13 protein-coding genes are annotated in these 15,050 nt (G+C 36.6%); 4 read left to right on the top strand and 9 right to left on the bottom strand.

The window, feature by feature from the left end; genetic code table 11:
- Positions 1–135: 135 nt before the first annotated feature.
- From GSA01S_RS05970 to GSA01S_RS05945, 6 genes are all read right to left on the bottom strand, one after another.
- Positions 136–1,719, bottom strand: a complete 1,584-nt coding sequence (locus GSA01S_RS05970; RefSeq protein ID WP_066125807.1) for an acyl CoA:acetate/3-ketoacid CoA transferase — start codon at positions 1,717–1,719, stop codon at positions 136–138.
- A gap of 39 nt (positions 1,720–1,758) precedes the next feature.
- Positions 1,759–3,300 carry a long-chain-fatty-acid--CoA ligase FadD gene (gene fadD / locus GSA01S_RS05965; RefSeq protein WP_066125805.1) on the bottom strand — a complete coding sequence of 514 codons (1,542 nt, stop codon included), beginning with the start codon at positions 3,298–3,300 and terminating at the stop codon, positions 1,759–1,761.
- Positions 3,301–3,352: 52 nt separating this feature from the next.
- A complete protein-coding gene (locus GSA01S_RS05960) occupies positions 3,353–5,401 on the bottom strand; it encodes a 3-hydroxyacyl-CoA dehydrogenase/enoyl-CoA hydratase family protein (protein WP_066125803.1) in 2,049 nt (682 codons plus the stop codon).
- A 16-nt stretch (positions 5,402–5,417) separates the two neighbouring features.
- Entirely contained in the window at positions 5,418–6,665 is a 1,248-nt protein-coding gene (locus GSA01S_RS05955; protein WP_066125801.1) for a thiolase family protein, read from the bottom strand.
- 97 nt (positions 6,666–6,762) lie between these two features.
- Positions 6,763–7,980 carry an acyl-CoA dehydrogenase family protein gene (locus GSA01S_RS05950; RefSeq protein WP_066125799.1) on the bottom strand — a complete coding sequence of 406 codons (1,218 nt, stop codon included), beginning with the start codon at positions 7,978–7,980 and terminating at the stop codon, positions 6,763–6,765.
- A 49-nt stretch (positions 7,981–8,029) separates the two neighbouring features.
- Positions 8,030–8,893 (bottom strand): 3-hydroxyacyl-CoA dehydrogenase family protein, encoded by an 864-nt coding sequence (locus GSA01S_RS05945; protein WP_066125797.1) that lies wholly within the window; start codon positions 8,891–8,893, stop codon positions 8,030–8,032.
- A gap of 457 nt (positions 8,894–9,350) precedes the next feature.
- Here GSA01S_RS05945 and GSA01S_RS05940 point away from each other — a divergent pair, with 457 nt between their 5' ends.
- From GSA01S_RS05940 to GSA01S_RS05925, 4 genes are read left to right on the top strand one after another with little or no spacing between them, the layout of a single operon-like run.
- Positions 9,351–10,085 carry an amino acid ABC transporter ATP-binding protein gene (locus GSA01S_RS05940; protein ID WP_066125795.1) on the top strand — a complete coding sequence of 245 codons (735 nt, stop codon included), beginning with the start codon at positions 9,351–9,353 and terminating at the stop codon, positions 10,083–10,085.
- 11 nt (positions 10,086–10,096) lie between these two features.
- Positions 10,097–10,933, top strand: a complete 837-nt coding sequence (locus tag GSA01S_RS05935; protein WP_066125793.1) for a transporter substrate-binding domain-containing protein — start codon at positions 10,097–10,099, stop codon at positions 10,931–10,933.
- Between the two features lies 1 nt (position 10,934).
- Positions 10,935–11,585 (top strand): amino acid ABC transporter permease, encoded by a 651-nt coding sequence (locus GSA01S_RS05930; protein WP_066125791.1) that lies wholly within the window; start codon positions 10,935–10,937, stop codon positions 11,583–11,585.
- 11 nt (positions 11,586–11,596) lie between these two features.
- The gene (locus tag GSA01S_RS05925) at positions 11,597–12,250 is read left to right on the top strand and encodes an amino acid ABC transporter permease (protein ID WP_066125790.1); all 654 of its coding nucleotides are present in this window, start codon (positions 11,597–11,599) and stop codon (positions 12,248–12,250) included.
- Between the two features lie 144 nt (positions 12,251–12,394).
- Here GSA01S_RS05925 and GSA01S_RS05920 read toward each other — a convergent pair whose 3' ends face one another.
- The 3 genes from GSA01S_RS05920 to GSA01S_RS10735 all read right to left on the bottom strand — a co-directional run bounded on the left by GSA01S_RS05920 (position 12,395) and on the right by GSA01S_RS10735 (position 14,974).
- Positions 12,395–14,359: a S9 family peptidase gene (locus GSA01S_RS05920; RefSeq protein WP_066125789.1), complete on the bottom strand. Its 1,965-nt coding sequence runs from the start codon at positions 14,357–14,359 to the stop codon at positions 12,395–12,397.
- 249 nt (positions 14,360–14,608) lie between these two features.
- Positions 14,609–14,809 carry a GNAT family N-acetyltransferase gene (locus GSA01S_RS11260; RefSeq protein ID WP_373276905.1) on the bottom strand — a complete coding sequence of 67 codons (201 nt, stop codon included), beginning with the start codon at positions 14,807–14,809 and terminating at the stop codon, positions 14,609–14,611.
- 12 nt (positions 14,810–14,821) lie between these two features.
- Positions 14,822–14,974, bottom strand: a complete 153-nt coding sequence (locus tag GSA01S_RS10735) for a hypothetical protein (protein ID WP_157064781.1) — start codon at positions 14,972–14,974, stop codon at positions 14,822–14,824.
- Positions 14,975–15,050 lie beyond the last annotated feature (76 nt).

The raw sequence follows: 15,050 nt of genomic DNA, 5'->3' as shown, positions 1-15,050 counted from the left end.
CCAAGTTTATGCCCGCTCCCACTCAATATTATAGTGCTCTTATATTAATTCAGTTTTATTTTAAAAATCAAAAAAGCCGGGAGTATCCAGCTTCCCGACTTTTTCTAAAGAGAGTGTATTGTAAGTTTGTGATTATTATTCGTTTAGTTTGGCATTCTCATCGATAATTGCAGCTAAACCGCCCCATTTTTCGCTAAAGATACCTGAATCCATTTCTTTCAAGTCTTCTGCAATTAATGGTGTAAATTCCATTTGATCTAAAATATCTTTTTGTAAATCAACGCCTGGTGCAATTTCAATCAAGCGCAGTTGACCTTGGTATAAATCGAACACTCCTCGCTCGGTTACATATAAAACTTCTTGTCCTGATTCCATTGCGTATTCACCAGAGAATGAAACTTGTTCAACATTCTTAATGAATTTCGGCCCTTTACCTTGATCATCAATAACTAACTTACCATCTTCACAGTGTGATTTACCACCTACTGTAAATGAACCAATGAAGACAATCCGTTTAGTATTTTGTGAAATGTTAATAAAGCCACCTGGTCCCGGTACTTTAGGACCAAATTTAGTAACATTATTATTCCCATATTGGTCAATTTCGCCAATACCTAAAACGGTTAGATCTAATCCGTTGCCATCATAGAAGTCAAACTGATTAGCCATCGGAATGGATGCCTCGTGATTCAATGCTGATCCAAAGTCTAAACCAACCGCTGGGATACCACCCCATAAGCCCATCTCTAATGTAGCATGGTAACGATCTGCTACACCTTCTTCGCTAGCAACTTGCGCAACCATATCTGGAGAACCAAATCCAAGGTTAATCGTATCCCCAGGACGTAATTGCATCGCAGCACGTCGAGCTGTAATTTTACGTACATCTAACTTAGCCGGTTTAACGCTATCCGTTTTAATTGGCACTTTAATATCGCCACTTAAACGAGGATTGTAGTAAGTTCCCATTGTTTGTTGATGATATTTTTCTTCTTCGGCTACTACTACATAATCAACTAAACCAAATGGTATTTGAACATCTTTTGGATGAATCGTACCATTTTGAACGACATCTTTAACTTGTGCGACCACAATCCCACCAGAGTTTTTTGTAGCCATCGCAAGTTCTAATTGTTCTAATTTACATGTTTCGTCTTTTACCGATACGTTCCCGTTTTCATCAGCGTAAGATCCACGAATGAAGGCAACATCAATTTTTAAATTCGGGTATTGAAGCCACTCTTCACCATCTAATTCAACGACCTTAATAATATCTTCTTTGGTAATGGTTGTTGAACGAGATCCTTCTAAGCGGGGATCAACGAAAGTTTTTAACCCTACTTTAGTTAACATTGGTTTACGTCCAGCAATCGCACGGTATAATTGAGTGATAACGCCTTGAGGCCATAAATAAGTTTCGTACTCATTATTAACGATTTTCTCAACCATACCTGGAGAAGATCCGACGTGACCAGCAATTAATCGTTTAACGAGCCCTGGTGCAGTCATGTGGTCAGCGCCACGACCATATTGATTATTACCGATTCCGCAAGACCACATAAAGGTAATATCCTTTGGATGTTGTTCTTCCTGATATCGTTCTTCAACACCTACTAATAATTGTTCTGGTAGCCCACCTAAACCAAATGTTAAGGTTGCTAATAAATCGCCGTCATTTACTAAATTCGCGGCTTCACGATACGAAATTACTTTGCTCATTCTTATTCCTCCTAAATAGGTTATTTTAATCTATTTGTATTACATAATGATTTGTCTAGGTCTACTTAAATCATGACGACCTTCTTCAAACGCTTGTGCCATTGATAATAATGCTTTTTTATCGATTTTGCCAATTGGTGTTTTAGGAAATTCATCCAATAAATAGTAACGTTTTGGTGTCTTATAGCCAGCTAAATTTGACTTGGCATATTCGGTCAATTCCTCAATAATCGATTCATCTAATCCTTTGGTAATAATGGCTGCTACGACGGATTCACCCCATTGTTCAACTGGAATACCAAAGACAACTGAATCAACTATTCCTGGAAATTGATTTAATACTTTTTCTACTTCACTTGGATAAACATTCTCGCCACCGGTAATGATCATATCTTTACTTCGTCCGACGATGAAATAATCCCCTTCTTCATCCATACGTGCTAAGTCACCCGTAAAAACAAAATCATATTTCAACACTTTCGCTGTTTCTTCTGTATTATTCCAATAGCCACTAAATTTAGCATTATTACTAATAATCAAATTACCAACTTCCCCTTGCGGGACGCCATTTCCTTCATCATCTACGATTCTTACATCATTAAACATAATAGGTTTACCAACAGATAATTTTTTCATTCGTTGACGTTCTGGTGTGTTGGAGAAGTTATTGGGTCCAATTTCAGTTAAGCCATACGAATTGACTAAAGGTAAATCATGTTCCGCAAATAATTGGTAAACATTTTCAGATAATGGTGCACCACCAGATATAATATAATTTAAAGAACTCAAGTTCTCTTTATTGAATAATGCCGAATGTGCTAACATATAGCACATCGTTGGTACAAAGAAGGCCTTTGTTGGTTTAAAATCACGAATGATTTCGATAGTTTCATCTGCATCAAAGAAACGCTGAACAACCATTTGCCCTCCTGCCATTAAAATCGGTATCGTGAAACAGAAGAGCCCTGCTGTATGAAACATCGGGGTGGTCGTCATACCACGATCACCAGCGTGAATATTCCAACTCGGAATGCTGTTTAAGCCATTACTAATAATAGCACGATGACTAATCATTGCTCCTTTTGGCAAACCTGTCGTACCACTTGTATAAATCAAGACTGCAATATCTTCTTCAGTCATTGAATGATTGGGTTGGAATGTCTTCTTTTTATTAGGATCAACAATCGCATCATAGTCCTCACTGTCAATATCTATGTCGAGTAACTCTTCCGGCACTAAACCTAAACGTGTTTTATGTACTCTTGAATAAGCCAATAATTTTGGTTCTGAATTTTGTATAACATGCATGACTTCAGTATCTTTTAATCGCCAATTCATCGGCACAAAGATAGCACCTAATTTTGTACAAGCTAACAGAAAATCAAAATGGGCGACGTCATTTGAGGAAAACAATGCCACACGATCTCCAGATTGAATTCCTTTTTCTTGTAAATAAGCCGCTAAATTAATGGCACGTTGGTTCATTTGGTCAAAAGTCCACTTACGGCCCTTCTCGGCTTCTATGATTGCTACTTTCGAACCACTGATTCGTGCTCGATCAGCAAACCAATCTATTCTCATCATTAACGCTCCTTTTACAATATCCACTCTGGGACCTGTTTTATTTGTTCAATTAGTTAAGGCTACTATAATCTGGTCGCTTACCTGCTAACGAAGCTTCTAATCCAATCAAAGCTTCTGGTTTGGCAAAAGTTTCATTTAATAAAGATAATTCATACTCAATTCCTTCATCAATCGTCATTTCAGCTTGTCGATCAATCATTTCCGGAATGATTTTACAAATACCGGGTGCTTTATAACCAATTGTTTTAGCTGTTTTTTGAGCGAACTCTTCACGAACACCTTCCCCAGCAATGCCTTTGATTGTTTTTTCAAAGTTATCATCGTTAAAGGCATGCTTAATTTCAGCGTATTGCATTGGTACTTCACGTTGACGATATTTATCCGGAGCACCATTTTCAACCAAGTCCTTAATGGCTGCTTGCACATCAGCTGCAGCGACTAATTTAGTCACAATTCCTAAGTCTTTAGCTGCTTGAGCTGAAATGCCTTTACCTGTTAAAACAAAGTATTTTGCTAATTCTTTACCAATTTGGTGGTTGGTACGTAACATACCACCTAAGCCTGGATAGATACCTAGTCCACTTTCAGGGAAACCAAACGATCCTTTTTCAGTCGCGACAATGGCTTGACATGCCAGTGCTAATTCAGATCCGCCACCTAAAGACAATCCATCTAATAGTGCAATCGTCAATTTGTCACTTTTTTCAATACGACGTAATAAATTATGGCCACCTGAAGTAAAATTGTAATTCTTATCTAAATTATTTGTTTTAATAGCATCTACGAAGAACTTTAAGTCCGCTCCAGCAACAAAAGCTTTACCTGCTCCTGAGAAGACAATTCCTTTAACATTCGCGTCAGCTTCTGCTTCATTAAAGGCTTTTTCTATTTGTCCGACAACGGTTGGATTTAAAGCATTCATAGCTTCTGGACGATTGATGCGAATATTCGCAATTCCGTCTTTTACTTCATAATCAACAAAACTAAATTCGAATGGCTCACCTAATTCAGCTTGTTTTCTTAATGTTTCACTTAATTCGAAACCAGGACTTTTCTCAGCTAACCGTTTAGTCATTTCATACGTTTCTTTAACGCCAATTGTGTTCGCTAATTGGAATGGTCCTTGTTTCCAACGTAATCCAACCACTGCTCCACGGTTAACGTCCTCAATGGTTGCGACTCCTTCATCCACTAATTTGCCTGCTACACCAATCGCTGTTGCTAATAAGTGTTCTTTCACAGCATCAAATTTACTTTCATCTACTTCTCCGTCTTCAACATCCCATAATTCTTTTGATTCGGTTTGTGTTTTTAATAATTCTGCTGGTCGATAGAATTCTGAAATTTCACGTGCTAAAGTATTAGCAGAATGATAAGCAACAGGTATTCCAGTTGCATTCATTAAAGCGAATGGCCCCATTCCAATCTTGAAAGCATCACGAGCGGCTGCATCAATCGTTGCTTTATTAGCCAAGCCTTCTTCATAAATGCGAACAGACTCTGTTAACCAAGGAACAAAGAAACGATTAACTGCAAATCCGGGAGCATCTTTTACTGTGATAGAGGTTTTACCATGTAAATCAGCAAATTTATTAGCAATCGCAACGGTTTCTTCGCTAGTGCCTTCATGAGAAATAATTTCCAATAAACGGTTTTTAGCTGGATGGAAGAAATAGTGCATACCGATAAAACGATCCGGACGGTTAGTTGCCTTCGCTAAGTTTTTAATATAAAAACTTGAAGTGTTGGAACTTAAAATTGTTTTCTCATCACAAATTTTATCCAATTTACTTAAGACATCTGCTTTTACTTGTTCATCTTCAAATACTGCTTCAATAACGAAATCTACATCCTTTAAGTCTTCGTAATTGGTAGTAGGGATTAAACGACCTAAGGTTTCTTTAACAAATTGTTCTGTAAAAACTTTACGTTCTACCCCTTGATTTAACATATTTTCAATGATGCCCATTCCACGTTCAACTGCTGCTTGATTAACATCTACTAAATAACATTTAATACCTTCTTGGGCAATTTTTTGAGCGATACCAGAACCCATCGTTCCGGCACCGATTACTGCTACGGTAAATTCTTGTGTCATGAATGATTCCCTCCTATTAACCTTGGTAATAGCCGTTTTCTAACAATAGCGCAATCCCTTGGCCACCACCGATACATGCTGATGCAATCGCATAACGTTTGTCTGGATTGTTTTTGAATTCATATAATAATGACGTAATAATACGCGCTCCTGACATTCCTAATGGGTGTCCTAAAGCAACTGCCCCACCATGCGGGTTAAAGTTGTTTTGATAGTATTCTGTATCCATATCGATACCTAATTCAATTAAGCATCCAATTGTCTGACCAGCGAAGGCTTCATTAATTTCTAAAATATCAATATCTTTTACTAAATCCATACCTTGACGTTCTAACATTTCACGAATCGCGAATACAGGACCTAATCCCATTGTTTCAGGTGCACATCCAGAAATCTGATAGTCTACCACACGAGCCATTACTTCTAATCCTTTTTCTTCAGCCAATGATTGAGTGGTAAAGATTTCAAACGCTGCACCATCATTTAATCCTGAAGCATTTCCTGCGGTTACAGTTCCATCTTTTTCAAATGCTGGACGCAATTTTGCTAAACTTTCTAATGTCGTCCCTGGTCTTGGATGGCCATCTTTTTCAACAACTGTTACTTGACCTTTACGACCCACTATTTCAACTGGAACAATCTCTTGTGCAAAACGACCATTTTCAATCGCCTTAGCTGCTTTTGCTTGCGAATCAACCGCAAATTGATCTTGTTTTTCACGTGGTATATTGTATTTACGAACCACATTTTCAGCAGTATTACCCATATGTTGAATACCAGAATCACGACCGGATGCTGAAGAATGTCCTTCTAAGTTAGCATCAATCAACACTTGGTTTCCTGCTTTAAATCCTTCATAACGAACACTTTCTGGTAAGAAGAATGGTGCTCTCGATAACGATTCTGCTCCACCTGCAGCGATAATTTTTTTGTTTGAGTGCAATAATTCTAATGTTGCAGAAACTGCTGATTGGATACCTGAACCACAAATACGGTTGATTGTCATACCAGTTGAACGATTGTCTAATCCACTGTTAATCGCAATAATATTACCTAAGTTATTAGTTGTTTGAGTTCCGGTTACGTGCCCTACAATAACTTCATCAATGTCAGACACTTCTAAGTTTGAACGTTTAACAGCTTCTTTTAAAGCTATTTCACCTAAAACTTCAACTGGAACTGTTTTTAAATCTCCTAAGTAAGCACCAACTGGTGTACGAGCAGCACCAACGATTACGATTTCTTCTTGTTTAGCATTTAACATTATAAAATATCTCCTTTTTTGTCTTATCTTTTCTATTAAATGAGTGATTGCCAAACCACTGAGAATTTCAGCAGTCTGGCCACACTCTTTTGTTTGATTAAATGAATGCTGATAATCCTGTGTAGTGACGTCCAATAATTAATGAGTTCACTTCATGAGTTCCTTCGTAAGTATACATACCTTCGATATCTGCGAAGAATCTTGGAATATCGTATTTCAATAGAATTCCGTTACCACCAGCTACTTCACGAGCTAATGCCGCTGTTTCACGAGCACGGAAACCATTATGTAATTTAGCCATTGAAGAAGCTTCTTCACGGTAAATACCTTGTTCTTGTTGTTCAGCTAAACGAACAGCAATTGCTAAAGTTGCTTGAGCATTCATCGCCATACGTGCTAATTTTTCCTGAATTAATTGGAAGTTTGCAATTGGTTTGCCGAATTGTTCACGTTCACGTGTATATTTTAAAGCTGACTCAAACGCACCTGCTGTAGCACCGGCTAATAACCATGCAACATCGGAACGCGTGTTACGTAAAATATTGGCACAATCTTTCCAAGAGTTAACATTTTGAGCACGTTGTGATTCTGGTACTTTTACATCTTTATAAATGATTTCTGCGTTAGGCATCATACGGAAGAATGCTTTTTGAGGTGTAACAAACGTTTCTACCCCTTCTGATTCACGCTCTACATAGAATAATTTCACTTGATTGTCATCAACGTCACGAGCAAAGAATGCATGCCATTTAGCAATTGCACCAGCACCGATCCATTTTTTGTGACCATTTAAAATCCAGTGGTCGCCTTCACGTTTTGCTGTTGCTCCCATACCACCTGCGATATCAGAACCATGATCTGGTTCAGTCATCGCTAATACGCCTAAACCTTCCCAAGAGTAAACTCCAGGCATTAATTGAGCGATTTGCTCTTCACTACCACCCACGCGAACGCACTCATGGAAAAGACCACCATTAGCTGTATAGAAAGTTCCTAATACCGGATCAGTTTTCGCTAAAGTATAAGCACGAAATCCACGGAATAATTCTGAGATACGTCCATCTTCACGTCCTTCTAATAAACGTGGATCATCCATTAAGCGCATATCAATTACTTTTTGGAATGCTTCTAATGGGAAAGTTGCATTATGCCAATTTTCAGCTAATAAAGGTTTTAAGTCTTTTTCTAATACCTCTTCTAATTCTTTTAAGACTTCTTTTTCACCATCAGTTAATACATCTGCATAGTTATATAAGTCTGAATAAAACATTTCGCCACTATTAAACAACTTATCTGCTCTTGATTCTTTTACCATGAGGATACCTCCAAATTTTTTTTAAAAATTTTATAGCCTATTTGAAATATTATTTTTTATCGTAATCGTAGAAACCTTTTCCAGATTTCTTACCATTGCGTCCTGCACGAATCATATTTTTTAATAAAGTAGGTGGTGTCCAACGATTGTCACCAAATTCTTTAGCAAAGTAGTTCATTACATGGTAACCAATATCTACCCCTGCATAGTCTTGTAATTCAAATGCACCCATTGGGTGATTTAAACCATAACGCATTGCTTTATCGATATCTTCTTTAGAAGCAATTCCTTCTTCTAATACTTTGATTGCTTCAATGAATTGAGGAATCATAATACGGTTAACGATGAATCCTGGAACGTCTTTCTTAACGATAACCACTTCTTTACGAATGCTTTCAGCTAATTCTTTAACAATATTGATAGTTTCATCACTTGTTTCTAATCCATAAATAATTTCACATAATTTCATTACTTGTGCTGGGTTAAAGAAGTGCATACCCGCAAAGCGTGCTGGATTATCTAATACACTGGCGATTTCAGTAATAGATAATGATGAAGTATTGGTTGACAAAACAACATCTTCACGAACAATTCTTTCTAACTCTTTAAATACCGATTGTTTAATATCCATTTTTTCGATGATTGCTTCTACAACAAAGTCAACTTCTTTAAATTCATTTAAATCTGTTGTCGTGCGGATACGTCCTAATGTTTCATCCATTTGTCCTTGAGTTAATTTACCTCGTTTTACTGACCCCTCCATAAACTTAGTAATACGATCCATTCCTGCTTGAATAAAACGTTCTTCTACATCACGCAAAATAACTTGGTACCCATTTTGCGCAAATAAATTGGCGATACCAGACCCCATTGCTCCTGCTCCCACTACTCCAACTACCTTAATATTTGACATCTTGAACACTCCTTTAATGCCTTGTTTTATCTTACAACTTCATGATAACGTTTTCTAAAAGCGTTATCATCAACAGATATGAGGATTGTTTTTTGTTTTTTAGTACAAAATGTAGGATTATTGCGTTTGGAAATATTATAATAGAGAGCAACCATCTTAGTACCGTTTTTCTTCACGGCATTTACTTTTTTCATCTATTCATCACGAACTATACTGATTAAGACTTTTATTCGTATTACAAACCATCATCATCGCTTCTATTATGATGACCACACAATTACTAGCTCTCTTTATCAAGTGGATGACTAGCGAGTTCTCAAACAGTCAATTAAAGAATTAATTTGCAGTTAGTTTTGTATTTCAATGTAATATTATCTAACATCTTTTGGAACATGAAACTTTATTTAATCTCATTTTAATGTTATTGTAACAATAAAAATTTTAGGAGGTATCAACTATGACAATCGAATTTAAACAAGTTGATAAATACTACGGAAACTATCATGCACTGAAAAATATTAATTTAAAGATTGATACGGGAGAGGTTGTCGTATTGATTGGCCCTTCAGGTTCGGGAAAAAGTACCCTATTAAGAACAATTAATGGATTAGAAACCATTGATAGCGGCGAACTATGGGTAGATGACACGCAATTAAATACGCCAAAAATCGATTTAAAAAATATCCGTAAACATATTGGGATGGTGTTCCAACATTTCGAACTTTATCCTCACATGACCGTTTTAGAAAATATTACCTTAGCACCAACAAAAGTATTAAAGAAATCTAAAGCCGAAGCTGAAAAACTAGCGAAAGAGTTATTAGATCAAGTCGGGATGCTAGATAAAATTGACAGCTATCCTACGATGATATCTGGGGGTCAAAAACAACGTGTTGCGATTGCGAGAGCGATGGCAATGAAACCAAACATTATGCTATTTGATGAACCAACCTCAGCACTAGACCCTGAAATGGTTGGCGAAGTTTTAGAAGTAATGAATTCAGTCGCAAAAGCTGCAGGGATTACGTTAGTTGTGGTTACTCACGAGATGGGATTTGCGAAAGAAGTTTCCGACCGTGTTATCTTTATGGACCAAGGTGAAATAGTGGAAGACAGCCCTTCTGATGATTTCTTTGCTCAACCGAAAGAAGAAAGAGCGGTCCAATTCCTAAGTAAGATTATTCGTCATTAAGAGGTGATTGTATGAAGTCTTATAAAAAACACAGTAAAACAATCGCCTATCTATTGTTTATTGCGATTATCGCGATTTTCCTCTTAGTCTTTAATCAAGCTGCCTCAAAATCATTAACTAAAGATGTGGCTGAGCGCTTATCCGGAAAAGATCAAACTATCCTATGGGGCGTTAAAAACGATACGAAATTATTTGGTTATTATAATGTTGAAACTCAAGAAATTGAAGGATTTGATATTGATATTGCGAAAGAATTAACTCGTCGTATTACCGGTGATGCTGAAAATGCTCGCTTTATTGAAGTTACCAGTAAAACCCGTATTCCTTTACTAAAAAACGGAAATATCGACGCAATTATCGCTACCATGACTATCACCGATGCTCGTAAAAAAGTCGTTGACTTTAGTGATGTCTATTTTGCAGCTGGGCAATCTTTATTAGTTGCTAATGATGCTAATATTAATTCTGTTAAGGATTTAACGGCTGAGCATACGGTTATTACGGTTAAAGGATCAACTAGTGCTAAAAATATTCGTGAAGCTGCACCCGCAGCCAATATCATCGAATTAGAAACCTATGCCGATGGCTTTACCGCACTAAAAGCAGGTCAAGGTGATGCCGTTACGACTGATAATGCCATTCTTTTAGGTTTATTAGTTGGAAACGACGGCTATCGTGTTGTCAGTGAAAACTTTACCGATGAACCTTATGGGATTGCTGTTAATAAACAACAAGAAGGATTTATATCTCAGATTAATCAACACCTTGCTGACATGCAAGCGGATGGAACCTATGACCAAATCTACAATAAATGGTTTGGGGAAGTATTAGCGAAAGGAGCTGAGTAATATGCTTGAACTATTTAATACCTATTCTGGTCAATTTTTATCCGGATTCGGACATACTTTATTGGCCTCACTGATTGTATTAATCGCTAGCTTTATTATTGGAATTGGAATGGCAATTGCTCAAACCTCCGATAATAAACTACTTAGTGGTATCGCTACTGTCTACATCGAAGTGTTTCGTAACATTCCGTTGTTAATTATTGTCATGTTTTTCTATGTGGTTGTCCCATTATCGGGAATTGATATTAGTGGCTTTATGTCAGGTGTCATTGGTTTAAGTATTTATACTTCTTCTTTCGTTGCGGACGTTGTCAAAAGTGGGATTACAACTATTCCAAATGGCCAAAGAGAGGCTGGTTTAGCTAGTGGTTTATCTAAAAATCAAGTAATGTTTTTAATTATCTTGCCTCAAGCATTAAAATTGGTGTTACCACCATTAGGCAATCAAATGATTAACCTCGTCAAAAACTCCTCTATCTTCGCAATGGTGGCTGGCCTAGATTTAATGTATCAAGGCGACTTAATTGTCAGTGAAACCTATAATGTCTTCGGCACCTATATTATTGTTGGAATCTTCTACTTGATCATTACTGTACCAATTAGTCTAATGGTTAAACGCCTAGAAGAACGTCAAAGTCAAACCAGCCGATAGGAGGAATTTAGATGACAACATTATTATTTATTACCAGCAATCAATTTTCTTTCTTATTAAACGGATTATGGGTGACCATTGGTGTCGCTGCCGTGACCATCATTTTAAGTTTAATTTTTGGGATTATTTTAGGTACTTTACGTTATGAAAATATACCGATCGTGTCAGATTTGCTCGCTTTATTAATCGACACCGTTCGTAATTTACCCTTATTATTAATTATCTTCTTTACTTATTTTGCATTACCACAAATTGGCATTCGTTTATCTATCTTCTGGTCGACAGTAACCGCCATGACTATTTTCGAATCAGCCATGATTTCAGAAATTATCCGCGCTGGATTAAAAGGTTTACCTAGTGGACAAAAAGAAGCCGGATACGCATCTGGATTAAATACTTGGCAAGTCTTAAGCTTAATCTTATTACCCCAAGCAATCCGTAATATGATTTCAGCGATTGTAAGTCAATTAATTGCCTTAATTAAAGATACGTCTTTAGCGACGATTATTGCCTTACCGGAAATTATGCATAATGCGAAAATTATCTATAACCAAGATGTCGATGTTATTTTACAAGTATTCTTTATTTCCGCGGTTCTATATTTCATTGTATGTTATTCTTTATCATTAGTCGCACGTCGATATGAAGTGAAGAAGTCGGTGTAGAAAGCAGCATTTTTATATTCGATAGCAAAACATAATAGTCGCTGCTCGCAAGCAACTCAAATTGACTAAAAAGCTCACTTAGAAACTAATAACTAGTATTCTAAGTGAGCTTTTCATATAGCCTATTTTATAATTTGATTCAGTTTATTGATGTTGATCAAACCATTCTTTCACATGATTTAATCGTTCCATTCTCAAGTTAGGAAGACCTTCACGTGACAATCCATGACTTGATTGCGGGTATAATATTAGGTCCGTTTCCACTCCATGTTTTTTCATTGCAATATACATTTGTTCCGCTTGTTCTTGAGGACATCTTAAATCACTTTGTCCATGCAAGAAGCGGATTGGTGTCTTCACATTTTGAGCGTATGCAAGTGGAGATAACTTCCATAGACCTTCCACATCAGATAAATCACGTTGTAATTGATACTCAACGAAGAACATGCCGATATCACTAACCCCATAAAAACTAATCCAATTAGAAATGGATCGTTGACTAACCGCAGCTTTAAAGCGATCAGTATGCCCGACAATCCAATTGGTCATAAAGCCACCATAGCTACCGCCTGCAACAAATAATCTGTCTTGATTGATTTCAGGGTGTTGGGCTAAAACATAATCAACCCCTAACATCAAATCATCATAGTCATGGTTACCATAATCTCCTAAAATTGCTGCCACAAATTCTTGACCATAGCTACTACCGCCACGTGGATTTAACATCATAACGCCATATCCGGACTGAGCTAAAGCTTGCATTTCATGGAAGAAACTTTCGCCATAAGCGACTTGAGGTCCACCATGAACGTATAAGATAGCCGGATGTTGTTTTTCTTCAGTGATTGGTGCTAAATACCAACCTTGAATATCCCAATTATCATAACCTTTAAACCAGAATCGTTCAGGATTCACAATATGATGATCTAATTCAAATTGTTTATTAGGATTATACAAATCTTTAAGTTCTTGACTTGCATCTACCACAGCTAAACGACTGGGGATTGTTGGCGTCGAATAAGTAATATAGTAACCTTCTAATGCCGCAACTCCTGAGGTAATATGCAATGACTGGGCTAACACTTCTACTATTCCGCCCTTAAGGTTACCCTCAAATAAATGAATTTCACCTTTTACAGTAGCTGAAAAGGTAAACCTTTCATCATCTAGCCATTTACATTCAAAACCCTGAACCGCTTGTTGAAAATCCGCCACCAAGCTATCATCTAAATCGTACTCAAATTTTGGCAGTACATTGGTTAATTTCTTCGTAGCCACTTCATATACATATAATTTTGAATGGGTTACAAAACCATTAGTAAAGTCATTGGTAACTAATAAGTAATGCGTTTCACTTGGATTTAAGGCAACAAATCCTGCTGAAGCAAATTCCTTAGTTGCTTCAAACGACTCGAAACTTTTCGCTTTTAAATCTATCCATTTAATGGCGCCTTTAGCAAATGCCAGTTCGTCTTCATTGGCTTGATTAGTATTAATAAATAGTTGTGATTCATCTTTCGTAATATCAGCGAAGCTTACAGAGTAAGGCAACACAATTACCTCTTCTACCGCTTTCGTTGCCACTGAAACTTTATTAATCGCGTAGGTTAAATCAGTTTTAACATATCCTGCACCATCATTTTTATAGGTAATTTTTTCAATATGAATTGGTTGTGGAAATTCTTTTGATGAGTTATCTTTTTTCTCGTCAGCATCTATCTCTTCTTTTTTGGTTGCCTGATAGTAGACCGTTTGACTATCCTTGGACCAGAGATAACTGATAATGTCTGATTCTTCATTGGTTAACTGAATTGGACTGCCACCATCCAAAGGCATCAAAAATAATTGTGACTTTTCATTGCCTTCAATTTTTGCCGTATAACTTAAAAACGTTTGATCAGGTGAAATATCAAAATTTTGTACGGAAACATTGTTTGGACTCCACACTTTAAGCTGTTTCGTATCTAAATCATAACTTTTAATCTCACCAAAATAATCATTTTCCTTTTTACGCATTTGGGTTTCAATAAAGAACACTTTGTTTTGTGCTACTTCAGGATTCGCCAAGCTTTTTAATTCAAAGAGACTGTCATTGGTAATTCTTTTCATTCTTTTCCTCCACACATAAAAGTATTTAGCATTGTTAATAGTTTAACCCTTTTTATGTTATTTTTCCATCAATAAATCGATAATAACAATAAATAAGTGGTATCTACCCTAATTTTATAACACGATTGCAATACACTTGCTTAGTCTGATCATGAGTAATTACAAAGACAATGGTGTCGCTAAAGGTTGATTTTAACAATTGATATATGGCTTCAGATGTTTGATGATCAATGGCACTTGTACTCTCATCTATAATGATGATGTCTGGATTAGATGAAATTTTCTCGTTTTTTCAGAATTATCCGTTAATAAATGAAGTTGATAAACATTAGGAAACGTATTAATGACTTTATTTAACAAGTTTGTTCCTATCCCTTGACGTTGAAATTCCGGTAAAATTAATAAATCTTGAATAAAGAGGATAGAATAACCGTCTCCAACGGCCCGAATTATTCCAATTAGTCACTCACCATCATAAGCAGCTAAGGTAAAGAGCGAATGGCGATAGGCATTCTTCAACATTTCTGGTTGACCGGTATAACTTGTCCACCCCACTGACTTATACAAATCAAGTAATTGATCAAGGTCAATTTTGGGGTTTTCAATATATTGCATCTTAATTCACCCCTAACTTTCAAAAATCTCCTTAATTTTTTGATAGGTTTTGCCATTGCGTATGGTAATTTGTTTA

It is taken from the genome of Globicatella sanguinis NBRC 15551 (assembly GCF_001552295.1).
Lineage (GTDB): Bacteria > Bacillota > Bacilli > Lactobacillales > Aerococcaceae > Globicatella > Globicatella sanguinis.
This window is presented reverse-complemented; position numbering and strand designations above follow the sequence as displayed.